The sequence below is a fragment of the Actinocorallia sp. A-T 12471 genome, from assembly GCF_033875155.1.
GTDB lineage: Bacteria > Actinomycetota > Actinomycetes > Streptosporangiales > Streptosporangiaceae > Actinocorallia.
Map to the genome: position 1 here is coordinate 248,040 of NZ_JAWZTE010000009.1, position 26,383 is coordinate 274,422.

The 26,383-nt window shown below is 71.3% G+C and carries 20 protein-coding genes and 2 tRNA genes; 14 read left to right on the forward strand and 8 right to left on the reverse strand.

Annotated features, from left to right (window positions below):
- Positions 1-199 precede the first annotated feature (199 nt).
- Positions 200-273: transfer RNA gene (locus R9X44_RS24375), tRNA-Gly, on the reverse strand.
- A 361-nt stretch (positions 274-634) separates the two neighbouring features.
- Here R9X44_RS24375 and R9X44_RS24380 point away from each other — a divergent pair.
- Positions 635-1,444 carry a hypothetical protein gene (locus tag R9X44_RS24380; RefSeq protein WP_319816584.1) on the forward strand — a complete coding sequence of 270 codons (810 nt, stop codon included), beginning with the start codon at positions 635-637 and terminating at the stop codon, positions 1,442-1,444.
- Here the strand turns inward: R9X44_RS24380 and R9X44_RS24385 are convergent.
- Positions 1,401-2,612, reverse strand: coding sequence for a cation:proton antiporter (locus R9X44_RS24385; protein WP_319816585.1), 1,212 nt, complete (start codon positions 2,610-2,612; stop codon positions 1,401-1,403). The two genes, R9X44_RS24380 and R9X44_RS24385, sit on opposite strands and share 44 nt — an antisense overlap.
- A 7-nt stretch (positions 2,613-2,619) precedes the next feature.
- Positions 2,620-3,096 (reverse strand): cation:proton antiporter regulatory subunit, encoded by a 477-nt coding sequence (locus R9X44_RS24390; RefSeq protein ID WP_319816586.1) that lies wholly within the window; start codon positions 3,094-3,096, stop codon positions 2,620-2,622.
- A gap of 394 nt (positions 3,097-3,490) precedes the next feature.
- Here R9X44_RS24390 and R9X44_RS24395 point away from each other — a divergent pair, with 394 nt between their 5' ends.
- Positions 3,491-4,870, forward strand: coding sequence for an MFS transporter (locus R9X44_RS24395; protein ID WP_319816587.1), 1,380 nt, complete (start codon positions 3,491-3,493; stop codon positions 4,868-4,870).
- A gap of 52 nt (positions 4,871-4,922) precedes the next feature.
- Here the strand turns inward: R9X44_RS24395 and R9X44_RS24400 are convergent.
- Positions 4,923-4,997 (reverse strand) — tRNA-Pro (locus R9X44_RS24400).
- A gap of 315 nt (positions 4,998-5,312) precedes the next feature.
- On the opposite strand from R9X44_RS24400, the gene tig reads away from it, so the two are divergent.
- The 6 genes from tig to R9X44_RS24430 all read left to right on the forward strand — a co-directional run bounded on the left by tig (position 5,313) and on the right by R9X44_RS24430 (position 14,597).
- A complete protein-coding gene (gene tig / locus R9X44_RS24405) occupies positions 5,313-6,749 on the forward strand; it encodes a trigger factor (RefSeq protein WP_319816588.1) in 1,437 nt (478 codons plus the stop codon).
- A 276-nt stretch (positions 6,750-7,025) separates the two neighbouring features.
- Positions 7,026-7,607, forward strand: coding sequence for an ATP-dependent Clp protease proteolytic subunit (locus R9X44_RS24410; protein WP_319816635.1), 582 nt, complete (start codon positions 7,026-7,028; stop codon positions 7,605-7,607).
- Between the two features lie 2 nt (positions 7,608-7,609).
- Positions 7,610-8,278 (forward strand): ATP-dependent Clp protease proteolytic subunit, encoded by a 669-nt coding sequence (locus R9X44_RS24415; RefSeq protein ID WP_413774979.1) that lies wholly within the window; start codon positions 7,610-7,612, stop codon positions 8,276-8,278.
- A 168-nt stretch (positions 8,279-8,446) separates the two neighbouring features.
- A complete protein-coding gene (gene clpX, locus R9X44_RS24420; RefSeq protein ID WP_319816590.1) occupies positions 8,447-9,718 on the forward strand; it encodes an ATP-dependent Clp protease ATP-binding subunit ClpX in 1,272 nt (423 codons plus the stop codon).
- A 123-nt stretch (positions 9,719-9,841) separates the two neighbouring features.
- Positions 9,842-11,644, forward strand: a complete 1,803-nt coding sequence (locus tag R9X44_RS24425; protein ID WP_319816591.1) for an HSP90 family protein — start codon at positions 9,842-9,844, stop codon at positions 11,642-11,644.
- A gap of 58 nt (positions 11,645-11,702) precedes the next feature.
- Complete coding sequence (locus tag R9X44_RS24430; protein WP_319816592.1) at positions 11,703-14,597, forward strand: hypothetical protein; 2,895 nt, start codon at positions 11,703-11,705, stop codon at positions 14,595-14,597.
- Here the strand turns inward: R9X44_RS24430 and R9X44_RS24435 are convergent.
- Genes R9X44_RS24435 through R9X44_RS24450 form a run of 4 tightly spaced genes read right to left on the reverse strand, consistent with a single transcriptional unit; the run spans position 14,569 to position 18,779 of the window.
- Positions 14,569-16,512: a sensor histidine kinase gene (locus tag R9X44_RS24435; protein ID WP_319816593.1), complete on the reverse strand. Its 1,944-nt coding sequence runs from the start codon at positions 16,510-16,512 to the stop codon at positions 14,569-14,571. The genes R9X44_RS24430 and R9X44_RS24435 overlap by 29 nt on opposite strands.
- On the reverse strand, positions 16,502-17,146 hold the full coding sequence (locus tag R9X44_RS24440) for a response regulator transcription factor (RefSeq protein ID WP_319816594.1): 645 nt from the start codon (positions 17,144-17,146) through the stop codon (positions 16,502-16,504). The genes R9X44_RS24435 and R9X44_RS24440 overlap by 11 nt, the downstream gene beginning before the upstream one ends.
- Positions 17,136-17,891 (reverse strand): sensor histidine kinase, encoded by a 756-nt coding sequence (locus R9X44_RS24445; protein WP_319816595.1) that lies wholly within the window; start codon positions 17,889-17,891, stop codon positions 17,136-17,138. Before R9X44_RS24445 ends, R9X44_RS24440 begins: the two co-directional genes overlap by 11 nt.
- A 54-nt stretch (positions 17,892-17,945) precedes the next feature.
- Positions 17,946-18,779, reverse strand: coding sequence for a hypothetical protein (locus R9X44_RS24450; protein WP_319816596.1), 834 nt, complete (start codon positions 18,777-18,779; stop codon positions 17,946-17,948).
- Positions 18,780-18,905: 126 nt separating this feature from the next.
- Between R9X44_RS24450 and R9X44_RS24455 the strand changes: the two genes are divergently transcribed.
- The 6 genes from R9X44_RS24455 to ndk all read left to right on the forward strand — a co-directional run bounded on the left by R9X44_RS24455 (position 18,906) and on the right by ndk (position 26,216).
- Positions 18,906-21,497, forward strand: a complete 2,592-nt coding sequence (locus tag R9X44_RS24455; protein WP_319816597.1) for a valine--tRNA ligase — start codon at positions 18,906-18,908, stop codon at positions 21,495-21,497.
- Between the two features lie 365 nt (positions 21,498-21,862).
- Complete coding sequence (locus R9X44_RS24460) at positions 21,863-22,372, forward strand: hypothetical protein (RefSeq protein ID WP_319816598.1); 510 nt, start codon at positions 21,863-21,865, stop codon at positions 22,370-22,372.
- Positions 22,373-22,470: 98 nt separating this feature from the next.
- Complete coding sequence (locus R9X44_RS24465) at positions 22,471-23,856, forward strand: folylpolyglutamate synthase/dihydrofolate synthase family protein (protein ID WP_319816636.1); 1,386 nt, start codon at positions 22,471-22,473, stop codon at positions 23,854-23,856.
- Positions 23,857-24,174, forward strand: coding sequence for a DUF4233 domain-containing protein (locus tag R9X44_RS24470; RefSeq protein ID WP_319816599.1), 318 nt, complete (start codon positions 23,857-23,859; stop codon positions 24,172-24,174).
- Positions 24,175-24,305: 131 nt separating this feature from the next.
- Positions 24,306-25,736: a hypothetical protein gene (locus R9X44_RS24475; RefSeq protein WP_319816600.1), complete on the forward strand. Its 1,431-nt coding sequence runs from the start codon at positions 24,306-24,308 to the stop codon at positions 25,734-25,736.
- Between the two features lie 69 nt (positions 25,737-25,805).
- Complete coding sequence (ndk, locus tag R9X44_RS24480; RefSeq protein WP_319816601.1) at positions 25,806-26,216, forward strand: nucleoside-diphosphate kinase; 411 nt, start codon at positions 25,806-25,808, stop codon at positions 26,214-26,216.
- The last annotated feature ends 167 nt before the right edge of the window (positions 26,217-26,383 follow it).

The window sequence follows — 26,383 nt, forward strand, 5'->3', positions numbered from 1 at the left end:
GGCTGGACAGAGAGTCTGTGCGCCCAAGATCACATGCCGCGCCCTCGATTGAATCATGCGTCCCGCGAGTGCCGACCCATACCCGTTTGTTATGGCTGGCGGCCGGCTGTGGTGGCGGGGCTAGGTGACAAATCAGTGACAAATGATCTTGAGGCCAGTGGTCACTTATCGTGATCATGGCTCTGACCTGCGGTGATACTGGAGCGGATGACGGGAATCGAACCCGCGTAGCTAGTTTGGAAGACTAGGGCTCTACCATTGAGCTACATCCGCGTGGTGGTGCCGGGGATGAGTGTACAGGGGTCTTGGGGGTGGGTGGTAAGTGGGGGGGATGGCTTGGGGGTGGGTGGGGGTTGTTGGGTTGTGATGAAAAGGGGGGTGGGGGCTTGGGGTGGGGGTGTGAAAGTTCGGGGCGGGGTGTGTAAGCATGTGGTGACTGGCGAGGCCCTCCTGTAACCACCCCTTGGAGGAACCATTGCAGGCTGTGTTGTTGGCGTGCGGGGCGCATGTCATCTACTTGATCGGGTTTTCGATCTTCAAGGCGACAGGTGGTGAGTTGCCGGCGTTGACGGCGAGGCGGCCGTTCTATGCGGCGGGGAGGTTGGTGACCAGTCTGCCCTGGTTGGTGGGGCTGGTGACGGTGTTGAGCGGGACGGTGGTGGCGGCGTTCGCGGTGGACACCGCGCCGGTGGCGGTGTTGTTGCCTACTTATGCGTGTGGGCTTGTGCTGTTGCTTGCGGTGGGGGTGTTCGGGTTCGGGGAGCGGGTCACCGGGAGGGAGGGGCGGGGGCTGGCGCTGGTGTTCGGGGCGCTGGTGCTGCTCGCGTTGCCGGTTTGGCAGGGGTTCGGGGAGATCGCTTCGCGGGGGGCGTCGGCGCCGCCGAGTCCGGCGGCGTGGTCGTTCACGTTGGCGGCGCTGGCGTCGATCCTCGTGCCGCTGTGGCTGTTCTGCATGCGGGACCGGAAGGTCGAAGGACGCCATGCGCGGCGGATCACGGGCGTCGCGTACGGGATCGGCTCGGGTGTGCTGCTCGGGACCGCCGAGGTGATGGGCATCGGGATGATCCCGTATGTCCCGGACGATCTGCCCGCGCTGCTCGCCACGCCCTACCCGTATCTGTTCGTGCTGTCGGGTGCGCTGGGGTTGGGGCTGCTGCACATCGGGCTTCAGTCGCGCAGGCTCGTCATCGTCGTCGCGGTGATGAACGTCGTCGGCAAGCTCCACCTCGTGGTGTGCGCGACGCTGCTGTTCGGCGAGCCGTGGCCGGGCGACCCCGTCTGGCTTGGCCTGTTGCTCGGCGGGATGGTGCTCGCGCTGTACGCGGTGCTGTTGCTGCCCCGGCATGAGGGGCGGCGCGCCGTGGCCCCGACGACGTCGGCGGGGCCACGCGGCGCGGGCGTCACTCCTGGGCGGAGCTCCGTCGCATCCGGAAGATCGCGATGAGCTTCTCCTCCGGGTGGTCGGCCAGCGCGGTGATGACCGGCTGGAGCATACGTGCCGAAAGCGGTCCGAAGGCGGCGAGGATCAGGACGTAGCCCGCGGCGAGCGGGCCGAGGTCCGGATGCGCCCCCGCGGCGACGGCGAGACCCGCGATGACGATGTTGAACTCGCCTCGCGGGACGAGCGCGACGCCGGCGCGGGCGCGTCCGGCCCTGCCGATCCCCGCGCGCTTGGCCGCGTAGTGCCCGGTGAGGACCTTGGTGATGATGCTGACGAGCGCGAGCGCCACCGCGATCCCGGCCATCGGCAGGATCGAGGCGGGGTTGGTGTTCAGGCCGAAGAAGACGAAGAACACCGCGGCGAACAGGTCGCGCAGCGGGGCGAGCAGCGCCTGCGCCTCATGCGCGAGCTCGCCCGACAGCGCGATCCCGACGAGGAACGCGCCGACGGCCGCCGAGACCTGCAGCTCCTGGGCGATGCCCGCGACGAGCAGCGTCAGGCCGAAGACCTTGAGCAGCAGCACCTCGGAGTTCGGGCTCTTGACGAACGCCTCGATGTACTTGCCGAACTTCAGCGACACCACGAGCACGACGGTGACCGTGGCGAGCGCGATCGCGACGGTCATCGCGCCGGTCGCGAAGGAGACGCCGGCGAGGATCGCGGTGAGGATCGGCAGGTACATCGCCATCGTGAGGTCTTCGAAGACCAGCAGCGACAGCACCACCGGGGTCTCCCGGTTACCGACCCAGCCGAGGTCCGACAGCACCTTGGCGGTGATGCCGGACGACGTCGCATACGTGACGCCCGCCATCGCGACCGCCGCGACCCAGCCCCACCCGAGCAGCAGCGCGACGATCGCGCCGGGCGCGGCGTTGAGGACGAGGTCGACGATGCCGCCCCGGGCGTTGCCCTTGAGGCTGGTCATGAGTTCGTCGGCGTTGTACTCGAGACCGAGGGTGAGCAGGAGGAGGATGACGCCGATCTCCGACGCCGTGTGGATGAACTCCTCGCTGGTGGCGAGCGGCACGAGGCCGCCGTGCCCGAAGGCGAGCCCGGCGAGGAGGTACAGGGGAATGGGGGAGATGCCCACCCGCAGCGCGAATGAGCCGATGACCCCGAGCCCGAGGATGATCCCCCCGAGCTCCAGGAAGATGATCGCTATTTCGTGCACGCCGCTCCTATCCGCCGGCCAGGATGTGCCCGGCGGCCTCGGTGCTCTCCGGGCTTCCGACGACGACCACGACGTCCTGCTCGGCGAAGACGAAGTCCGGCGCGGGGGAGGCGTTCACCTGCCCGGACCGGACGATGGCCACGATGGAGGCGCCGGTCTGGGTCCGCACCTGCGCGGCGCCCATCTGCAGGCCGGCCCACTGCTGGGCGAGCGGGACCTGGAGGCTGACCAGGCCCTCGACCTCGCGGTGCAGCTCGTTCAGCCGGGCCACGATGCGGGGCGCGCCGAGCAGCTCGACGAGCGCGTCGGCCTCCTCGTCGACGAGTTTGATCGTCTCGCGGACGGCGTCGGGGTCCTCCGGGTCGTAGACGACGAGATCACGCCGCCCGGTCCGGTAGGACACGACGCCGATACGGCGGCCGGCCCGGGTGGTGAAATCGTGACGCAGCCCTATGCCGGGCAGCGCCGTCTGCTCTACGTCCACTTCGCCCCTCCTCGCGGGTCCTTGCTCGGGTTGTCTCCGAGCCGAAGATGTAGATTGGCGCAAGATCGGCCGTGGATCAAAGCCGCCCCCCGGTTTCTCTCGCGCGGCTTGCCCAGCGGGTTCCGGCGTGCCCGCAAGCACCCTTCCGGACCGCCGCTGCCGTCCTTTCACAACAAAGTAACGGCAAGGTTAAGTCCTGCGCACGATCGGGCCGCGCCGCCGGACGGGGAAGTTGACATCGCCGGGTCACCGCGTGTGCGTGACCGGTAATCGGGGTTTGACGCCGTGGCAACAGCGCGCTCTCGCGGCCTGCCTACCGTCCTGAGCTGTACCGGATCGTCCATCTCTTCCGGAAGATCCGGGGACCCCCATCCGAGCAGCAGGGAGGCAGGGCATGTCCGCTCTGACCGTACAGAGGCCCGAGGCGGAGGCCACCGCCGGCGGGCGTTGGATCGAGCACTGGGCGCCCGACGACGAGGTCTTCTGGAACACCACGGGCAGGCGTGTCGCGCGCCGCAACCTCGCGTGGTCGATCGTCACCGAGCATCTGGGCTTCTGCGTCTGGCTGCTGTGGAGCATCGCGGTGATCAACCTCGGCCAGGTGGGCGTGACCCTCGACGTGGGCCAGCAGCTGTGGCTGACGACGGTGCCGAACCTCGTCGGCGCGTTCATGCGCGTCCCCTACACGTTCGGGCCCGCGAGGTTCGGCGGCCGGAACTTCACGATCATCAGCGCGCTACTGCTGCTGATCCCCTGCGCGCTGTTCGTCTACGCGATCAGCAACCCCGACATCCCCTTCTGGGCGCTGCTGCTGATCGCGGCGACGACGGGCCTGGGCGGCGGCAACTTCGCCTCGTCGATGTCGAACATCACGCACTACTACCCGAGCCACAAGCAGGGCCTCCCGCTCGGCCTGAACGCGGCGGGCGGCAACATCGGCACCAGCGTCACCCAGCTGACGATGCCGCCGCTGATCGTCGCGGCCGGGCTCGTCGCGGTCGGCTGGGTGTGGATGCCGCTGGTCCTCGTGGCCGCCGCGGGCGCGTACTTCTTCATGAACAACCTGCGGACGGCGACGAGCTCCTACACGGTCCGCGAGATGGGCAGGATCTCCCGCGAGCCGCACACCGTCATCATGTCGGTGCTGTACATCGGCACGTTCGGGTCGTTCATCGGCTACTCGTTCTCCTTCGGCGTGCTGATCAAGAATCAGTTCCCCGAGGTGCAGGCGGCCAACTACATCTGGCTCGGCGCGCTGGTCGGGTCGGTGGCGCGTCCGATCGGCGGCCTGCTCGCCGACAGGCTGGGCGGCGCGCGGGTGACGTTCTGGAACTTCCTGGTGATGGCGTTCGGCATCGCCGCGGTCTGGTTCGCGGTCGACGCGGGCAGCTGGGGCCTGTTCCTCGCGGCCTTCCTGCTGGTTTTCGCCACGACCGGCATCGGCAACGGCTCGACCTACAAGATGATCCCGGCGATCTTCCGCAACAAGGCGCTGGAGCGGGTCGACGGGACCGACCCGACCGCCGTCGAGTCCGCGGTCGCCCTCGCCCGGCGTAAGGCGGCCGCGGCGATCGGCATCTCCTCGGCCGTGGGCGCGCTCGGCGGCGTCCTCATCCAGCAGACCTTCCGGATCTCGCTCACCGAAGCCAAGTCGGTGGTCCCGGCGCTGCTGGTCCTCGCCGTCTTCTACTGCGTGTGCGTGGCCCTCACCTGGACCGCGTACCTGCGCAAGACAGGTCCCGACAACCGGAGCCTCGCCGACGCGGGCGTCTGAGGCCGGACAACAGACAACCCCCCGGACCGCGCGGTCCGGGGGGTTGTTCGCGTCGGGCTGGACGGATTTGAACCGACGACCCCTGCCACCCAAAGGCAGTGCGCTAGCCAAACTGCGCTACAGCCCGCCGCCTCCCCATAAGGGGCAGCGCGCGACAGTCTAGCCGCCTCAGGCCGTGGAGGCTCTCTTTAATGGCCGGGCCTCCGCCCGACGGGTGAGCCGGGGTCCGGGCTCCCGGGCCGCGGAGGGGACGGTGTCACGTCCGGTGGCGTCCACCCTCTAGACTTGACGCCGCATAGGCATGTGTTGCCGCCCGAATCTATCGAGTGAGACCGGCGGCCGCTCGCGCCGCGCGGGGCCCGGTGGATCGACGTTCGTGGATCGAGACGGCCTCCGGCGCGCCGAGCCGTGTACTTCCGCCGGATCAAGGAGACCTGCCCCAGTGAAGACCGCCGTCGAGGAGCTGACCCCGACCCGGGTGAAGCTCACCATCGAAGTACCGTTCGAAGAGCTCAAGCCGAGCCTCGACAAGGCTTACAAGGAGCTCGCCAAGCAGGTGCGGCTCAAGGGCTTCCGCCCGGGCAAGGCCCCGGCCCGCCTGATCGACCAGTACGTCGGGCGCGGCGCGGTCCTCCAGGAGGCCGTGAACGACGCCCTGCCCGGCCTGTACGGCGCGGCGATCGAGGAGAAGGAACTCTTCGTCCTCAGCCAGCCCGAGGTCGAGGTCACCAAGCTCGACGACGGCAAGGAACTCGAGTTCACCGCCGAGGTCGACATCCGGCCGAACTTCGAGGTCCCCGAGTACGACGGCCTGCCGGTCACCGTCGAGGAGGCCGTGGTCACCGACGAGGAGATCGCGCAGACCCTCGACAACCTCCGCGACCGCTTCGCCACCCTGACGGTGGCCGAGCGCCCCGCCGCCGAGAAGGACAACGTCACGATCGACCTCGTCGCCGTCATCGACGGCGAGGACGTCGAGGACGCCGCCACCAAGGGCTTCTCCTACGAGGTCGGCTCCGAGGGCGCTGTCGAGGGCCTCAACGAGGCTGTGACGGGTCTGTCGGCCGGCGAGTCGGCGACCTTCAAGTCGACCCTCGTCGCGGGCTCGCGCGCCGGCGAGGAGGCGGACGTGACCGTCACCGTGCAGTCGGTGAAGGTCAAGGAGCTGCCCGAGGCCGACGACGAGTTCGCCCAGCTCGCCTCGGAGTTCGACACGATCGAGGAGCTGCGCGAGGACGTCCGCAAGCGCCTCGACCGGCAGAAGAAGCTGAACCAGATCTCCGAGGCGCGCGACAACGCCCTTGAGGCGCTGCTGGAGAAGGTCGACATCCCGGTCCCCGAGTCCGTGGTGAAGACCGAGCTCCAGCGCCGCAACGAGCAGCTCGACCAGCAGCTCGGCTTCTCCGGCATGACCCGCGAGGCGTACCTGGCCGAAGAGGGCAAGACCGCCGAGGAGTTCGAGGCCGAGCTGGAGGAGGCCGCGGCCAAGGCGGTCCGTGGCGGCTTCATCCTCGACCAGCTCGCGGTGAACGAGGAGCTTGGCGTCGAGAACGAGGAGCTCAGCGAGTACGTGGTGAGCCAGGCCATGCAGATGGGCCTGCCGCCGCAGCAGCTCGCGCAGTTCCTCACCGAGAACAACCAGATCCCGGCGCTGGTCGCCGAGGTCCTGCGCTCCAAGGCGCTGAACCTCGTGGTCGAGCACGTCAAGATCACCGACTCGGCGGGCAACGAGCTCGACCTCGAGGCGCTGCGCCGTGAGATCAACGGCGAGACCGACAGCGACGCCGTCGAGGTCGTCGAGGAGGCCGCCGAGGCCGACGTCGCGGTCGAGGCCGTCGAGGCCGAGGCTGAGAAGACCGAGGACTCCACCAAGGAGTAAAAGGTCCGAAACATCCCATACGCCCCGTGTTCCGGTTAATGGTGCACGGGGCGTGTGCATTAGCGCCATGTTCGCTCGCGGCTAAACCCAAGGAAGGCAAAAGCGCCGAGGATACGCCGCCAGCGAAAAGAACGCCCTCATGGCGTGACCCCCCCGCGCGGCGCGTTAGTGTCCAAGCATCCGAATGTTCAGGGACTGAACGCTAGACACCTACGGAGGAACAGGGTGAGCAAGCCTCCGACTTTCCACGAGCCGGTCGTCGCCCGCGAGGGCGCGATGCCCGCGATCATGGCGCAGGAGGCACTGCACCAGCAGCTTCTGCGCAAGCGGATCGTGGTGCTCGGCCAGCAGGTCGACGATGACATCGCCAACCGGCTGTGCGCCGAACTGCTGCTGCTGTCGGCCGAGGACGGAAAGCGCGACATCACGTTCTACATCAACTCTCCGGGTGGCTCGGTGACCGCCGGCATGGCGATCTACGACATCATGGAGTACGTGCCCAACGACATCGTGACGGTCGGCATGGGCCTGGCGGCGTCGATGGGCCAGTTCCTGCTGTGCGCGGGCACCCCGGGCAAGCGCTACGCCCTTCCGCACGCCCGCATCATGATGCACCAGCCGTCCGGCGGCATCGGGGGCACCGCCTCGGACATCAAGATCCAGGCTGAGCAGATGCTCTACGTCAAGAGCACGCTCGCCGGGCGCATCGCCTTCCACACCGGTCAGACCGTCGAGCAGATCACCGCCGACTCCGACCGCGACCGCTGGTTCACCGCCGACGAGGCCCGCGCCTACGGGCTCGTGGACCACGTGATCAGCAGCGCCAACGAGGTCCCCTCCGAGGGCCCGGTCTCTTGACGATGGAGAGGTACCGTCACATGGACATTCGCGCAGGCGGCGTGCAGCCGGTCGACAGCCGCTACATCATCCCGTCCTTCGTCGAGCGCACCGCGTACGGCGTCAAGGAGATGAACCCCTACAACAAGCTCTTCGAGGAGCGCATCATCTTCCTCGGGGTGCAGATCGACGACGCGTCCGCCAACGACGTCATGGCGCAGCTGCTGACCCTCGAGTCCATCGACCCGGACCGGGACATCAGCATCTACATCAACTCGCCCGGCGGCTCGTTCACGGCCATGACGGCCATCTACGACACGATGCAGTTCGTCAAGCCCGACATCCAGACGGTCTGCATCGGCCAGGCGGCCTCCGCCGCCGCGGTGCTGCTGTCGGCGGGAACCCCCGGCAAGCGCGCCGCGCTGCCGCACTCGCGCATCCTCATCCACCAGCCCGCCACCGAGGGCACCTACGGCCAGGGCTCGGACATCGAGATCCAGGCGCGCGAGATCATGCGCATCCGCGAGCAGCTGGAGACCATCCTGGCCAGGCACAGCGGCAAGTCCGTCGAGGAGGTGCGCGCCGACATCGAGCGCGACAAGATCCTCACCGCGGACGAGGCCAAGGCGTACGGCCTGATCGACGACGTCTTCGTCAGCAAGAAGCGCCGAGTGGAGGTAGTGTCTTCGTAAGACGGCGCTAAGTTCGGGAACCCCCCGGCTTCGTGGTCACCGCCCCGGAGTCGGGGATGTGTCCCGGCGCCCCGGAGACGGTACCGTCGAAGCAGCCTCTCCCGATGGCCGTGGCAAGTGCGCGGTCCACCGGGTCCCCAGGCGGCCCCATGAAAAGGAGACAACCGGGTGGCACGCATCGGTGACGGTGGCGACCTGCTGAAGTGTTCCTTCTGCGGCAAATCCCAGAAGCAGGTCAAGAAGCTCATCGCGGGCCCGGGTGTGTACATCTGCGACGAGTGCATCGATCTCTGCAACGAGATCATCGAGGAGGAGCTCTCGGAGAGCTCGGACCTCAAGTGGGACAGCCTGCCCAAGCCGCGGGAGATCTACGAGTTCCTCGACGGCTACGTCATCGGGCAGGAGAAGGCCAAGAAGGCGCTGAGCGTCGCGGTCTACAACCACTACAAGCGGATCCAGTCCGGGGACTCCCGTGACGACGGGGTCGAGCTGGCCAAGTCGAACATCCTGCTCCTCGGCCCGACCGGATCCGGCAAGACGCTGCTCGCGCAGACGCTCGCCAAGCTGCTCAACGTGCCGTTCGCGATCGCGGACGCCACGGCCCTGACCGAGGCCGGCTATGTCGGCGAGGACGTCGAGAACATCCTGCTGAAGCTGATCCAGGCCGCGGACTACGACGTCAAGAAGGCCGAGACCGGCATCATCTACATCGACGAGGTCGACAAGATCGCCCGCAAGAGCGAGAACCCGTCGATCACGCGTGACGTCTCGGGCGAGGGCGTGCAGCAGGCCCTGCTGAAGATCCTGGAGGGCACCACCGCCTCGGTGCCGCCGCAGGGCGGGCGCAAGCACCCGCATCAGGAGTTCATCCAGATCGACACCACGAACGTGCTGTTCATCTGCGGCGGCGCGTTCTCCGGCCTCGAGAAGATCATCGAGGGCCGGGTGGGCAAGCAGGGCATGGGCTTCGGCGCGGTCATCCGCTCGAAGGTCGACTTCACCAAGAACACCGACGTGTTCGCCGAGGTGATGCCCGAGGACCTGCTGAAGTTCGGCATGATCCCGGAGTTCGTGGGCCGGCTGCCGATCATCACCAGCGCGCACAACCTCGACCGCGACGCGCTGATCAACATCCTGACCGAGCCGAAGAACGCGCTGATCAAGCAGTACCGGCGCCTGTTCGAGCTCGACGGGGTGGAGCTCGAGTTCACCGACGACGCCCTCGAGGCGGTCGCGGACCAGGCGATCCTGCGCGGCACCGGGGCCCGGGGCCTGCGCGCGATCCTGGAAGAGGTCCTGCTGTCGGTGATGTACGAGGTGCCGTCCCGGCAGGACGTCGCCCAGGTGATCATCAACCGCGCCTCGGTGCTGGAACACGTCAACCCGACTCTCGTGCCGCGTGAGCGCGCCAAGCGCGAGCCGCGCGAGAAGAGCGCCTGAGCCGCCCAGTCGGCTCCCACCGCGTAGCCCGGTTCCCGTAAGGGGCCGGGCTTCGTCGTGTCCGAAGCCGGGCGGGGAAAACGTGGGGTCGGCGGGGGTGCGGCTTCGCTACAGTTGGCCGCTATGTCTGTTGATCAGCCGGGTGGGCACACCTTCCAGGTCGACCTTCGCGGCCTGGTCGATCTGCTGTCGCACCACCTGTACTCAAGTCCCCGGGTGTACGTGCGCGAGCTGCTGCAGAACGCGGTCGACGCCGTCACCGCGCGGGCCGAGCCGGGTGCGCCGACCGCCATCACGTTGACCGTCGACGGCGCGGGCCTGCGGATCGACGATCCGGGCGTCGGGCTCACCGAGGCCGACGTGCACAGGTTCCTCGCGACGATCGGCCGGTCGTCCAAGCGCGACGCGATCGAGGGCGCGCGCCGCGAGTTCCTCGGCCAGTTCGGGATCGGGCTGCTCGCCTGCTTCACCGTCGCCGAGGAGATCAGGGTCGTCACCCGTTCCGCGCTCGATCCCGACGCAGGGGCCGTCGAGTGGCGTGCGTCGTCGGACGGGACCTACGAGGTGCGGCCCGCGCACCGCGACGAGCCCGGCACGACGGTCTCGCTGACCGCGCGCAAGGGCGCGGAGGAGTGGTTCGGCTTCGACCGGGTCGCCGAACTCGCCCGCGACTACGGCTCGCTGCTGCCCTACCCGGTGACGGTCCAGGGCGGCGGGCGGGCCGTGCGCGTCACCGACGGGGGCGCGGCCTGGGACGCCGAGTACGCCACCCGCGCCGAGCGCAGGGCCGCCCTGATGGCCTACGGGGAGCGGGTGCTCGGCTTCGCCCCGCTCGACGTCGTGGAACTCGACGTGCCCCTCGCTGGCGTACGCGGCGCGGCCTACGTGCTGCCGAACCCGGCCAATCCAGCGGATACCGGACGGCACCGCGTCCACCTCAAGGGCATGCTGCTCGGCGACGCGGTTCCCGGGTTGCTGCCGGAGTGGGCGTTCTTCGTGCGCTGCGTCGTGGACACCGACGCGCTGCGGCCGACCGCGTCACGCGAGGGCCTGTACGAGGACGAGACCCTCGCGGCGGTCCGCGACGCGCTCGGCGGGCGGGTCAGGGACTGGCTGACCGGCCTCGCCGCCCAGGAGCCCGACAGGCTCGCCAGGTTCCTCGCGGTGCACGAGCTGGGCGTCAAGGCGCTCGCCAGGCACGATCTCGACCTGCTGCGCGTCATGCTGCCGTTCCTGCGCTTCGAGACGACCGACGGGTGGACCGCGCTGACGGAGTTCGCGCGCGGCAGGGACGTGGTCCATGTCGCGCCGACCGTCGAGGAGTTCCGGCAGGTCGCCGCGATCGCCTCCGCGCAGGGGCTCGGCGTGGTGAACGGCGGCTACACCTATGACGCCGAACTCGTCGGGCTGCTGCCGCGCGTCGTGCCGGGCGCGGTGGTGCGCGAGCTCGCGCCCGACGCCGTCACCGCGGCGCTCGACCCGGTGGACCCCGGGCAGGAGCTGGCGCTCGCGCCGTTCCTCGCGGTGGCGCGGGCCGCGCTCGATCCGCTGGAGTGCGACGTCGTCGTGCGGGCGTTCGCGCCGCCGTCGGTGTCCGCGCTGCACCTCGACTCGCGGGAGGCGCGCAGGGAGCGGGCCCGCGCCGACGTCGAGGCCGACGCCGACGACCTGTGGGCGGAGATCCTCGGCGCGCTCAAGTCGACGGCGCCGCGCACGACGCTCGTGCTGAACCACCGCAGCCCCGCGGTCCGCCGCGTCGCGGGGATCACCGAGCCGGGCCTGCGCACGGCGGCCGTCGAGGCGCTGTACGGGCAGGCGCTGCTGATGGCCGGACGGCCGCTGCGCCCCGCCGACACCGCGCTGGTGAACCGGGCGTTCGACGCGCTGCTCGGCTGGGCCGCGCGCACCGGAGGCGGCGCGGAATGACCCCCTGTGAACGGAAGCCGGGTGGCGGAATGCCGTGCGCGTGGCGTGGAGGAGGAGCATGACCGTCGAGGAGATCGCGCGGGCGCTTGACGAGGCGCGCGGACTGCGCGGCGCGCCGCGGATGGAACGGCTTGAGCGGCTCGCCGAGCACGCGCGCGCCTGCCCCGACCGCGGCCTTGAGGCCGAGGTCCTCGTCGCGCTGACCAGGGCGCACGAGTACTCCGCCGAGCGGGCGCGGCTGCCCGTCGTCATCGGGCGGCTGCTGCGGCTCGTCGACGAGAACCCGGTCGAGCTCGCGCCCTACCTCAGGACCGTCCTGTGGGACCTGAAGTGGATGACGTCGGCGATGATCGCCAACCCCGACGTGCCCGTCGCGACGGTCGAGCGGTGGATGGGCGAGATGGAGCGCAGGTACCGCGAGCGCGGCCACAGCGCGCGTCCGGTGCACGGGCTGCGCGCGTCGCTGGCGTTCGAGACCGGCGACGTCGCGGCGGGCGCGGCGCACGCGGAGGCCGCCGTCGCGGCGGTCCGCGACGGCCTCGCCGACTGCCACGCCTGCGAGAGCCACGACTTCGGCGCGTGGCGGGTCCACGCGGGCGACGACGAGGGCGCGCTCGCGTACTGGGCCCCCGTGCTCGACGGGGAGCAGACCTGCGCCGAGGAGCCGCACGCGGTCCTCGCCGACGCGCTGCTCCCGTTGCTGCGCGTCGGACGGATCGAGGACGCCCGCTCCGCGCACCTGAAGGGCTACCCGATGGTGCGCAGGTCCGAGAGCCTGCGCAGGCCGGTGGGCCTGCACCTTGAGTTCTGCGCGCTCACCGGCAACGAGGGACGCGGCCTTGAGATCCTCGCCGAGCACGCGGGCTGGCTGACCGCGCGCGGCGAGGACGCCGTCGCCCGCCTCGGCTTCCTGTCTGGCGCGCTCGTCCTGCTGCGCAGGCTCGCCGCACTGGGCCTCGCCGACCTGCCGCTCGCCGACGGAACCGTCGCGTCCGTCCTCGCCGAGGCCGAACCCGAGGCCCGCGCCCTGGCCGCCCGCTACGACGCCCGCAACGGCTCCACCTACCGCTCAGACCAGCTCACCACACGCCTCAACCGCACCCCCCTCCTCGACAGGCTGCCTCTCGGCACCCGCACGGCCCGCACCCCCGCCGTCGGCAGACCCCGGGTTCCCGACGCGTCCCTCGACGGGTCCGACGCGCCCGTAGCCGAGGGCTCGGGAGGGCCGCAGGGTCCCCACGAGTCCAGCGCGCTTGTCGCCGAGGACTCAGGTGGGCCGCAGGCATCCGGCGCGCTCGTCGCCGAGGGCTCGGAAGGGCCGCGGGCTTCGGATGAGTCCAGCGCGCTTGTGGCGGAGGGCTCAGGTGGGCCGCAGGCATCCGGCGCGCTCGTCGCCGAGGGCTCGGAAGGGCCGCGGACTTCGGACGAGTCCAGCGCGCTTGTCGCCGCAGGGGAGCGAGGTGCGGTCGGCGAGTCCGGCGCGTTTGCCGCCGGGCGCTCGGAAGTGCTTGGCGGGGCCGGGGGGCTTGTCGCGGAGGCTCGGCGGTTGACGGAGTTGCGGCATCCCGGTGCGGATGCGGCGTGGGCGCGGGTCGCGGGGGTGGCGGACCTCGCGCCGGAGGTGGCGCTTGAGGTTCGGGTGCGGCGTGCCGCCGCCGACCAGGAGGCCGACCCCGCGCAGGTCGCGGCGGAGCTTGACGGGCTGCTGCCCGAACTTGGCGAGCTGCCCGAGCTGCGGGTGGAGGCGCTCGCCGTGCTCGCGGTGACGCTGCTGCGGGGCGGGGAGCGTGAGCGCGGGGTCGCGGTGGCGGAGGAGGCGGCCGAGGAGTCCGAGGCGCTGTGGCGTGCAGGGCGGGTAAGCGCCGTGCGGTATCTGGCCGGGCGGCGGGCTGTTCCGTTCGCGGCCCTGAGCGCGGTGAACCCCGCCGACCCCGCGACGGTCACGGCGGCGCTCGCCGCGGCGGAGGCCGAGATCGCCCTCGCCGAAGAGCACGGCGTCACGATGCGGGCCGCCCAGTACCAGGAGATGTCCGCGCGCGTCCTCGCCGCCACAGGTGACGTCGCCGGGGCGCTCCCATACGTCGAGGCGGCTTACGCGGGTTACCTGAAGGCCGGGCAGCCGTGGTTCCTTATCGCGCCAGCCCACTTCCTCGCCGAAAGCGCGCTTGAGGCGGACGACCCCGCGGCCGCCGAGGAACGCGTCGCAGAGGCGCTGCGGCTGGCCAGGACGGTCCTTGAGCCGCAGGAGGTCGCGCAGACCGCCTCCCTGCTCGTGGAGTGCCTGGCGCGCCAGGAGGGCCGTGCGGCCGACGTCGTCGCCGCCGCGCTCGACGCCGCCGACCTGTGGGAGGGCGTCCACGAGCCCGACCACGTCCACAACGTCTGCCAGGCCGCCCGCGCCTACCTGGGCCAGGACAGGGTGGGCGAGGCGGTCGGCCTGTTCGAGCAGGTCGCCGACAGGTTCGAGGCGGCCTACGAGGGCGTCCCGCTCGCGCTGACCCGGCGCGGTTACGGCCAGGCGCTGAGCCACTGCCGCGACTTCCGGCGCGCCGCCGCCCAGTTCCTCGCGGCGGCCTCGGTCGCCGAGGAACTCGGCGAGGCGCGGCTGCACGCCGACCTCGCCTGGCACGCGGCCGACGAACTGGACAACGCGGGCATGACCCCGGAGTCCTTGGCGGCCTACCAGCGCGCGGCGGCTCTGTGGAAGGAACTCGGCGAGTTCGGCTCCTACGTCAGGTGCACCCGCGCGGTCGCCTGGGCCGAACTCGCCCTCGACGAGGGCCCCGAGCCGCGCGCCCCCGGGGCGACGGGTCCCGCGACGCTCGCCGCCGTCCTCGCGGAGGTCGAGCAGCTGGCGGCGCGGGAACCGTCGGACGAGCTGACCGAGCTGCTCGACGGCACCCGCGAGCAGCTCGGGTCGATGCTCATGACTTCGGCAGGGGAAGCCGGGTAGTCAGCGTGGTGCCCGTGGTCGGGCGGGACGCGATCGTGAACGTCCCGCCAAGCTCGGTCGCCCGCTCCCGCATCGAGGTGAGGCCGAGCCCGGAGTTGGTCTGCCGGGGCAGGCCCCTGCCGTCATCGCTGATCACCAGCTCAAGGTGGGCGTCGGTGCGGGTGAGCCGGATCTCGGCGCTCGTCGCGTGCGCGTGCCTGCGCACGTTCGTCAGCGCTTCCTGGACGATCCGGTAGACGGTCACCTCGAGGACGGGGGACAGCTCGCCGAGGTCGTCGGCGAAGACGTCGACGCGGGGTTCGGGAAGGTCGGCGGCCAGCGCCTTGATCGCGCCGAGCAGGCCGAGCCTGTCCAGCGCGGGGGGCCGCAGGCCGTGGACGAGCTCCCGGATGTCGGCGATCGCCGCGGTCATCCGCTCCCGCAGCGCCGTCAGCGACGGCTCCACCGCCTCGGGATCGGTGGTGAGCCGTACCCGTGCGGTGTCCACCGACAGCGCGAGCGCGGCGAGCGTCGGGCCGAGGCCGTCGTGCAGGTCGCGGCTGAGCCTGCGGCGCTCGGCCTCCCGGGTGTTGATCACGGTCTCCTGGGAGACGCGCAGCAGCCGGACGGTGTGCGCGAGGTCGGCGACGTGCCTGGTGAGCACCCCGACGAGCCGCTGGTCGGCCCTGCCGCGCCCGTACAGCAGCAGCCGTCCGATCGGTTCGCCGTGCCACACCAGCGGCACCGCCTTGGCCTTGTCGGTGAGCAGCCCGTCGGTGTGCGCGACGGTCCCGTCGATCTCGACCGCCACCCCCGAGACGCCGAGGCCGCGCCGCACCGACCTGACGGCCGCCGCGAGCGCGGCCGACGGGTCCTCGGCGCGCTGCACGGATCTGCTCAGCCGGTCGGCGAGCCGGTACGGGTCGCGTTCTATGCCGAGCATGAGGTCGACCGACAGCTGCACCCTGCTGCGCACGGGTTGGAACAGCGCGCCGACGATCAACGCGCCGAACAGCCCGGCAGCCTCGCTGACGACGAGCATGCTGACCACGAAGATCAGCCCGAAGTAGACGGCGCCGAGGATCACCGTGAGCGTCGCGTAGACGAGGGTCCGGTTGACGATCACGTCGAGGTCGTAGAGCCGGTAGCGCAGGATCGCGACGGCGAGCGCGACCGGCACCAGCGTGACTGCGGTGCAGGTGAGCGTCGCGAACAGCCAGAAGGGCAGGTCGGCCCACAGCATGTCGGAGAACCCGGCCATCGCGGTGCCGAGCAGCGGGTAGGCGATGAGCGCGATCTGGCGGCGCGCGATCGGGTCGCCCGCCTTGAACCTGACGGCCAGCGAGCCGATCGCCAGGAACGCGACGGCGACGGTGAGCGGCTCCATGACGTTCGGGTGGATCCAGTCGAGCCGTCCGACCCACGCGACGCCGAGCGGGTTGACCGCCTCGTACGGTCCGACCCGGAAGTCCACCGGACGGAACCACGAATAAATGACGTTGTAGGCGATGAACGCCACCGACAGCCACAGCACCGGCCGCCATCGGCGCGACGGCGGCCTGCCGTCGGGGAACAGCAGCGACACGATCATCAGCAGCGGCAGGAACTCGAGCAGGAACAGCCAGCTCGCCGCCCAGCGCAGCCAGACCGCGCCGGCCCATCCCTCGATCAGGGCGAGCCGCGACAGCGGGATCAGCATCCAGAAGGCCGCAGCGAACAGCCCGATCACCCACAGCAGCCGTCCGATGACCAGGCCGGGCCTGCGGCTCAGCAGGAACGCGCCGAACACCGGGTACAGCACGCCCATGATCACTTCGGGACGCCACGACTGGCTGGTCCGGTACTCGGCCGGGGCCTCGAACCTGAAGTAGTACGCCAGCAGCACGAACAGCGGACCGGCGGCGGCACCGGTCCACAGCAGCGCTTTACGTGCCAAGGCCGGCCTCGCGCGCAAGCACGATCGCCTGGGCGCGGTCCGCCACGTGCAGCTTCATGAAGATGTTCGACACGTGGTTGCGGATGGTCTTGGGGGAGAGGAACAGGATGCCCGCGATCTCCCCGTTGTTACGGCCCTGGGCGATCAGTTCGAGGACCTCGCGCTCGCGGTCGGTCAGCTCGGGGAACGCCGACTTGCGCGGGTCGGGCATGTCGGTGAAGTAGGTGAGGACGCGCCGGGCGATCTCCGGCCCGTAGATCGCCTCGCCCGCGGCGACGGCGCGGACCGCGCGCGCGATCTCCTCGGCCCCCGACTCCTTGAGCAGGTAGCCGCGCGCGCCCGCGCGCATCGCGGCGAACACCGAGTCGTCGTCGCGGAACATGGTGAGGACCAGGACGCCGATGTGGGGGCTCGTGCGGGTGATCGTGCGGGTGGCCTCGATGCCGTTGCCGCCGGGCATGTGCAGGTCCATCACGACGACGTCGGGCTGCACGTCGTGCGCGAGCTGGACGGCCGCCGGGCCGTTCTCGGCCTCGCCGACCACACTGATCTCCAGTGCCTCGAGCAGGGCGCGCAGGCCCTGCCGGAACATGGGGTGATCGTCGGCGATGATCACACGGATGTCATCGGACACGGGGGTTTTCCTCCGGGAGCTGGGTGAGGGGGAGCCTGGCGACCACGGCGGTGCCGCCGCCCGGTCGCGGACCGACGGTGCACACGCCCCCGACCTCGGCCGCGCGTTCCCGCATCGCCGCTATCCCCGCGCCCTCCGAACCGCCGGGCAGCATGCCCTTGCCGGGGTCGGAGACGACGAGGTGGACGGCTTCGGGGCCGCGTTGCAGCCGGACGGTCGCGCTGGGGGCGAGGGAGTGCCGACGGACGTTCGACAGTGCCTCCTGGACGATCAGGTAGGCGGCGACCTCGACTGCGGCGGGGAGATGGCCGAGGTCGTCGTTGATCTTCACCCGCACCATGATCCCGTCCGCGCCGTCGGCGAGTCCATGGATCGCCCCGGCGAGGCCGAGGTCGTCGAGTGCGGGCGGGCGGAGCCCCGCGACGAGCTCACGGATGTCGCCGACCGCACCGGCCAGCTTGCCGCGCAGGTCGGCGAGCAGCGGGCCGACCTCCTCGGGTCTGCGGGCGAGGGTGAGGCGGGCGGTGTCCAGGGCCATCGCGAGGCTGGCGAGGGTGGGGCCGAGATCGTCGTGCAGGCTCTGTCTCAGCCGCCGCCGCTCTTCCTGGGCGTCGGCGACGATCCGCTCGCGGGAGCGCTGGAGCGCGCCCGCGCGGTCTTCACCGGGGGTGGCCCGCAGCCGGGTCACGGTGACTCCGGCCGCGAGCCCCAGGAGGAACGCGCCGAGCGCGGTGAGGCCGAACATGGCAGGCACTCTTCCGGACCGGGCTGTGGCGGCGACAGGGACGCGTGTCCCGGATCAGGCGGGCTTCTCCACGTCAGGCCGCATGCGGCGCATGACGTCGGAGAGGTCCTGCCACTTCATCAGGGGGGTGCCGTTGGCCATGCTGTCGACGCTGGGCATCACGGTGAGCATGCCGAGCGTGGTGCCGGTGCTCCAGAAGCAGAACGGGAGGGTGACGCTGCCCGCGGTGATCTCGGCGCAGCCCGCCGAGCCGCTGCCGCCCGCGTCGGTCTCGTGGATGCTCACCGCGCCGCCGCCCTGGCTGGACATGCCCCTGGTGAAGTCGTCCTCGTGCAGGTTCTTGCCGGTGACGCCGGTGAAGATGACCTCGCTGCCGTTCACGTCGTAGGTGGCCGACACGACGGTCCCTGCGGTGGTGAAGGCGCTCTCGTAGGGGTTGGCCTGCGAGGAGGAGACCTTGGGGTAGCCTCCGGCGCTCTCCGGCGCGGTCAGCGTGTAGCCGCCGCCGCCGGCGAGCCCGCCGCCTCCGCCCTTGTTGCCGCCCAGGGCCCCGACCACGAGGCCGAGCAGGACGACCGCCACGACGGACACGGCGAGGATGATGATGACGGCCTTGCCGTTCGCCTTCTTCGGAGGGCGTCCGCCGGGAGGCGCGCCGAAGGGCGGCGGGGTGCCGTAGGGCTGCTGCTGCGCGCCGAACGGAGACGGGGTGCCGGGCGAGCCGAAGGGCGGCGGCGTGCCGTAGCCGGGCTGCGGCTGGCCGTAGGGCCCGGGGGGCGGGGTCGGCTGGCCGTACGGCTGCTGGGGCTGTCCGTAGGGGCCGGGCTGCTGCGGCGGCTGGGGCCCGCCGTAGCCCGGGCCCTGAGGCGGGGGGTTCCAACCACTCATGGTGCTCTCCAGTGCATTTTCGCGGATGATTCCGTAGACGCATTCTGTCGCATCATGGTTCGGATGTCCGCTGGCGGACCCGCTTCGGCCCTGGGCAACGCTTGACAACCCGTAGAATCGGGGTTCGTGACCGAGTCCCAGTTGCCCACCCAATACACCCCCGCCGATGTCGAGGGCCGGCTCTATGAGCGCTGGACCTCCGCGGGCCTGTTCGCGGCCGATCCCGCCCGCGACCCCGACGCCCCGGCGTACACCATCGTCATCCCGCCGCCGAACGTGACGGGATCGCTGCACATGGGCCACGCCCTGGACCACTCCATCCAGGACACCCTCGTACGGCGGCGGCGCATGCAGGGGTACGAGGCGCTGTGGCTGCCCGGCATGGACCACGCCGGCATCGCCACCCAGAACGTGGTCGAGCGCGAGCTGAAGAAGGAGGGCCTGACCCGGCACGACCTGGGCAGGGAGGCTTTCCAGGAGCGCGTGTGGAAGTGGAAGGGCGAGTCCGGCGGCCGGATCCTCGGCCAGATGCGGCGGCTCGGCGACAGCGTCGACTGGTCGCGTGAGCGCTTCACGATGGACGAGGGCCTGTCCCGCGCGGTCCTCACGATCTTCAAGCGGCTGTACGAGGACGAGCTGATCTACCGGGCCGAGCGGATCATCAACTGGTGCCCGCGCTGCCTGACCGCGCTGTCGGACATCGAGGTCGAGCACGCCGACCGCGAGGGCGAGCTCGTCTCCATCCGCTACGGCGACGGTGCCGACGCGCTCGTGGTCGCCACCACCCGGGCCGAGACGATGCTCGGCGACACCGCCGTCGCCGTCCACCCCGACGACGAGCGCTACGCCCACCTCGTCGGCACCGAGATCGAGCTGCCGCTGACCGGCCGCCGCATCCCGGTCGTCGCCGACGAGCACGTCGACCCCGAGTTCGGCACCGGCGCGGTGAAGGTCACCCCCGCGCACGACCCGAACGACTTCGAGATCGGCCGCAGGCACGGCCTGCCGTCCCTCGTGGTGCTCGACGAGCACGCCAAGGTCACCGCCGAGGGCCCCTTCAAGGGCATGGACCGCTACGAGGCGCGCGCCGCGGTGGTCGAGGCGCTGCGCGAGCAGGGCCGGATCGTCAAGGAGGTGCGGCCCTACGAGCACTCCGTCGGCCACTGCCAGCGCTGCCAGACCGTGGTCGAGCCCCGGGTGTCGCTCCAGTGGTTCGTGAAGGTCGAGCCGCTGGCCAAGGCGGCGGGCGACGCCGTCCGCGACGGCAGGGTGCAGATCCAGCCGCCCGAGCTGTCCGCGCGGTACTTCGCGTGGGTGGACAACATGCACGACTGGTGCATCTCCCGTCAGCTGTGGTGGGGCCACCGCATCCCGGTCTGGTACGGCCCGGACGGGCAGGAGCGCTGCTTCGGCCCCGACGAGCAGGTCCCCGAGGGCTGGACCCAGGACGGCGACGTCCTGGACACCTGGTTCTCCAGCGCGCTGTGGCCGTTCTCCACGCTCGGCTGGCCCGACGACACGCCCGACCTGCGCCGCTTCTACCCGACCTCGGTCCTGGTGACGGGCTACGACATCCTGTTCTTCTGGGTCGCCAGGATGATGATGTTCGGCCTGTACGCGATGGACGGCGTTGAGCCGTTCAAGGTCATCGCCCTGCACGGCATGGTCCGCGACCAGCACGGCAAGAAGATGTCCAAGTCGTTCGGCAACGTCGTCGACCCGCTGGACTGGATCGACCGCTACGGCGCGGACGCCACCCGCTTCACGCTGCTGCGCGGGGCCAACCCCGGCGGCGACGTCCCCGTGGCCGAGGAGTGGGCGCAGGGGTCGCGCAACTTCGTCAACAAGCTGTGGAACGCCACGCGCTTCGCGCTGATGAACGGCGCGCACGTCACCGGGCCGCTGCCGGAGGAGGTCTCCACCACCGACGCGTGGGTGCTGTCGCGGCTGCAGACCGTCATCGCCGACGTCGACCGGCACATCGAGTCCTTCGACTTCGCCAAGGCATGCGAGACCCTGTACCACTTCGCCTGGGACGAGGTCTGCGACTGGTACCTGGAGCTGTCCAAGGTGCCGCTGGCCGAGGGCGGCACGTCGGCCGAGACCACCCGCAGGGTGCTCGGCGAGGTCTTCGACAAGCTGCTGCGCCTGCTGCACCCGCTCGCCCCGTTCGTCACCGAGGAGCTGTGGACCGCGCTCACCGGCCAGGAGACCGTGGTGCGCGCGCCGTGGCCGGTCGCCGACGCCGCCCGCGCGAACGCCGAGGCCGAGGCGGTCGTCGCCTCGCTCCAGCGGCTGGTCACCGAGGTCCGCCGCTTCCGGTCCGACCAGGGTCTGAAGTCCGGCCAGCGGGTCACCGCCGCGCTCGAGCTCGACGGCAGTCCGCTGGCGGCCTACGAGGAGCAGATCCGCTCGCTGCTGCGGCTGACCGTGCCCGAGGGCGCGTTCACCGCGACGGCGTCGCTGCCGGTCGAGGGCGTCGTGGTGAAGCTCGACACCGCGGGCGCGATCGACGTCGCCGCCGAGCGCGCCCGGCTGACCAAGGACCTCGCCGCGGCCCGCAAGGAGGTCGCCCAGACCTCCGGCAAGCTCGCGAACGCCGACTTCGTCGCCAAGGCCCCCGAGGCCGTCATCAACAAGAACAAGGCCCGCCTGGAGGCCGCCGAGGCCGACATCCTCCGCCTCGAAGCCCAACTCGCAACCCTCCCCACCGCCTAACACCCCTCCCGAAGGCCCGGTCCCCTTAGGGGGCCGGGCCTTCGCGCTTCTCAGAACGCTCTCATCGACCCCTCAGCGCCCCCTCAGCCCGCGGCGGCACGGTGGAGGCACCTCGGCGAAGTTCCCCGAACCCCGCCGGGGCCAGCGACAACGCGCCTTAACCCTTCCCGCAGTCCCTTCGGGACTGCGGGGGGAGGGGTGTCCACCGACAACGCGCCCGGACTCTGTCGCGGTCCCTCGGGACTGCGAGGGGAGGGGCGTCTACCGATGACGTGCCCGAACTCTGTTGCGGCCCCTTGGGGCTGTGGGAGGGAGGGTGTCCACCGGCGCGGCTGAGGCCGTGCCCGAACCCCCAGGGGGAGCAGATGAGCGAGGAGCGTCCCGAGCGCGCCGCCGACGCCGAGGTGGGCGAGGCGGCCCAGGCCGTCGAACCCGAGCCGACGCCCACGCCCACGCAGGAGCCCGCCGCCTCGTGGCACGTGCCCGCTGAGGGCGTGCAGCAGCAGCAGTTCGCGCCCGGGTATGCGGTGCCGCCTGCGGTTGTGAAGGAGAGTGCTGTCAAGAAGGTGTTGCGTGCGCCCTGGGCGCAGGCGCTTGGGGCGGGGCTGCTCGGTGGGGTGCTGGGGGGTGTCGTCGTCGCGGGGGCGGTGACGGTGTTCGATGGCGGCGATGACGTTCGTCCGGCGCAGGTGTCCCGGTTTGAGGACCAGGGCGGGTTTCCCGGAGGGCAGGGCGGCTCGCCGTGGGGCGGGGGATCGGGCGGGGGGTTCCGGATGCCGGGCCAGCAGGACGGCAGCCAACAAGACGGGGCTCAGCAGGGCGGGAGCCAGCAGCAGGATGGGGCCGGGCAGGACGGGAGCCAGCAGGGTACGTAGGGGAGTGGTGGGGGTGATCGGTGGGGGGGTCGGGGGGTCTGAGCGGGTGCGGCACCCCGAGCGCAGTGGTCCCGGACGCGGGATAGCCTTCCAGGGTGATGGATTATCGGGCCGCCGTCGCGGCGGTCATGGCGCGCGGGGTCGAATGGGAGTTCGATCCGACCCTTGATCGGATTCGGGACCTCCTCGACCTGCTCGGTGAGCCGCAGCGGGCGTGCCCCGTCATTCTTGTGGCGGGCACGAACGGGAAGTCGAGCGTGTCGCGCATGATCGACGCGCTGCTCACCGAACGCGGCCTGCGCGTGGGCAGGTTCACCAGCCCGCACCTGAGCGCGCTGCGCGAGCGCATCGCCATCGACGGCGAGCCGCTGAGCGAGGAGCGCTTCGCCGAGGTCTACGCCGACATCGAGCCCTACCTCCAGATCATCGACGGCAAGCACCCCGTGCGGCTGTCGTTCTTCGAGACGCTGACCGCGATGGCCTACTCGGCGTTCGCCGACGCGCCGGTCGACGTCGCGGTGGTCGAGATCGGCATGGGCGGCGCGTGGGACGCCACCAACGTGGTCGACCCGGCGGTCGCGGTGGTCACCCCGATCGGCCTCGACCACACCGAGTACCTGGGCGACACCCTCCACGACATCGCGCTGGAGAAGGCGGGGATCATCAAGGCGGGCTCGGTCGCGGTGATCGCGCAGCAGCCCCTTGAAGCCGCCGAGGTGCTGCTGCGCCAGGTCGCCGAGACCGGCGCGCGGGTCGTGCGCGAGGGCATCGAGTTCGGCGTGCTCCGCCGCGAGCTGGCGTTCGGCGGCCAGCAGCTCGACCTGCGCGGCATCTACGCGGGCTACGACGAGGTGTTCCTCCCGCTGTTCGGCGAGCACCAGGCCGCGAACGCCGCGGTCGCGCTCGCCGCCGTCGAGGTCTTCGCCAGCGGCGCGCCCACCAACGCCGTCCTCGACCCCGACGAGGTCACCCGCGGCTCGCTCACCGAGTACTCAGGCGGGGACGGCGCGCTCGACCCCGAGCTGGTCAGGGCGGGGTTCGCGCGGGTCAGCTCGCCGGGCCGCCTCGAGGTCGTCAGGACGGGCCCGACCGTCATCCTGGACTCCGCGCACAACCCGGCGGGGATGGCCGCGTCGGTGGCCGCGCTGTCGGAGGCGTTCGGGTTCAACAAGCTCGTCGCGGTCATCGCAGCGCCCGCCGACAAGGACGTCGCGGGGATGCTCGAGGAGCTCGAGCCGGTGGTGTCCGAGGCGGTCATCACGGTCAACTCCTCGCCCCGCTCGATGCCGCTCGACGACCTCGCCGCGCTCGCCGAGAGCGTCCTGGGGGCCGAGCGCGTCAGGGTCGCCGCGCGCCTTGACGACGCCATCGACAAGGCGGTCGCGCTCGCCGACGAAGAGGGCGAGTTCGGCGGCGCGGGTGTGATCATCACGGGGTCGGTCGTGACGGCCGGCGACGCACGAGTGCTGTTGAGGGTGAAGTAGATGCGACGGATGCTTGCCACGATCCTCACGTTCGAGGCGCTCCTTCTGGGCCTCGCGATCCCGGTCGCGATCTCCGTCGGCGGCATGGACGCCAAGGTCGCCGGGATCGGCGGCGGGGTCCTCGCGGTGCTGTCCCTGACGCTCGCCGGGACGCTGGGCCGCCGCTGGGGCGTGGCCGCCGCGACGGTCTTCCAGGCCGTGGTGATCGCGCTCGGCTTCGTGGAGTCGTCGATGTTCATCATCGGTGTGCTGTTCGCCGCGCTGTGGGGTTATGCGATTTGGCTCGGTCGCAAGTTCGAGGGCCGTCCGGTCGGCTAAATTGCGTTTTCCGACGGCGTCTCCAAGCGGTACCTGAAATACCGGCGGTAGGAGAATAACCGACAGTTCGGAAATAACAGTTCGGTCCGATTTCTTCTGTCGGAGTCGCCGCCGCGATGCGACAGGAGCCGATGTTGTCCTCTTCCGTCCCGGCGCGAAATGGCGCGGGGCCCGCCGTCGCTGCGGCGATCTGCCTCGCCGTGCCGGCCGCAGTGCTGACCGTCCCGAACGCCGTCGCGTTCGTGGCCGACCCCGCGCTCGCCGAACTCGGCGGCGGACCCGTCGGGCTCGTGCAGGCGGCGGGCGCGGCCCTGCCCGCCCTCGTCCTCACCGTCCCGGCCGCCGCCGTGCTCGCGCGGATGCGTCCGCCGGGGCTGCTGCTCGCCGTCGGACTCGCCGCGGTTCTGCTCGGCGGGCTGCTCGCCGGACAGGCCACCACGATCTGGGCGCTCGGCGCGGCGCGCGCGCTGGCCGGATGCGGCGCGGGCCTCGCCCTCGCGGCGGCCGCCGCACTCGCCGCGCGGCTGCGCTCCCCGCTTCCCTCGGCGGTCTTCGCCGGCGCGCTCGTCGCGGGACTGCTGCTGGCGATGCCCGCGGTGCTGCGCGCGGTGCCCGACCGGCCCGAAGCGTGGCGCGACCCGCTCACCGGCCACCCCTGGGTCGCGGCCGCCGCGCTCCTCGCGGCGCTTCCGCTGCTCGCCCTGCGCGTGACGCGGGGCCGTCCGCCCCTCCCGGCCGCCGAACGCGCCCAGCTGACGCTGCCGCTCGTGCCCGCCGCGGGACTCGTGTTCCTCGCGGTCCTGGCCGTCGAACGCGCCTGGGCCCCCGGCGTGAACCTGATCGTCGCCGCCCTGGGCGTCGCCGCGCTCGCCGGAATGGCCCTCGCGGCGGGACGCGACACCTCAGGGCCGCTCGCGCCGGGCCCGGTCCTGCTGCTCGTCGGACTGCTCGTGCTCCCCGTCACCGCGCCGCTCGCCGGGCTCACCGCGACCGCGCGCGGCCTCGGCGGCGACGAGCTGTGGCCGTTCGGCGCGGCCGCGTTCGCCGCCCTTGCCGCCGCGATCGCGACAGTCCCGCTCGACGCGCGCGGCGCGCGCACCGCAGTCGGCGCGGGATGCGCGCTCATGGTCGCCGGGACGGGACTGCTGCTCGCCTACGACCCCCTCGCGGGCGGCCCGCTGCTCGGCCCCGCGCTCGTCTCCCTCGCGGGCGGCGCGGGCCTGGCCCTGGCCGCCTCACTGCGCGACGCGCCGCCCGGCGCGTTCGGCTTCGGCCTCGCCCTGTGCTTCCCCGCGCTGCTCAGCGGCAGCCTGATCGCCGGGTCCCTGCAACTCGCGCGGCTCGGCCACGTCGGCTCCGGCGACGGCCCCCTCGACTCCCTCGCCTCGGCCCAGCGGGCCTGGACGGCGACCGCGCTCATCCTCGCCGTCGCCGCGACGTGCCTGCTCCCGGCCGCCCGCACGATGGCCCGCGCCCGCGCCCCGCACGAGCACGTCCCCCGGACGCGGACGCCCGCGCGCCCGGTCTCCGGCACGGCGTCGGGACGCGCACGGCACCGATAGGCTTTCTCACGCAGTCAACTGACTCCACCTGAGACAAACACCCTGACACCAACCCTGGAGAGCACAGTCGTGTCCGAGCGCACCCTGATCCTGGTCAAGCCCGACGGCGTCCGCAAGGGCCTGGTCGGCGAGGTCCTCTCGCGCATCGAGAACAAGGGCCTGAAGCTGGTCGCGCTCGAGCTGCGCACCCTGACCCGCGAGGTCGCCGAGGACCACTACGGCGAGCACCGCGAGCGTCCGTTCTTCGGCGAGCTGGTGGAGTTCATCACCGGCGGCCCGCTCGTCGCGCTCGTCGCCGAGGGCCCCCGCGCCATCGAGTCCTTCCGCGCGCTGGCCGGTGCGACCGACCCCGTCAAGGCCGCCCCCGGCACCCTGCGCGGCGACTTCGCGCTCGAGATCGGCGAGAACATCGTGCACGGCTCGGACTCGCCCGAGTCCGCCGCGCGCGAGGTCAAGCTGTTCTTCCCCGAGCTGGGCTGACCCCCGCCAGGCGCCCCGCGCGGGTGCGCGAGCCCAAGGCCGCTGCGCCAAACGCGCCCACGAACGCACCGTCCGCCGTATGATCGGCGCGCGGTGCGTTCGTGTTTCGGTCCGCGCTGTGCCGATTCCCTGTGCAATAGTCGAATCACGCGGGGAATTTCCGAAGG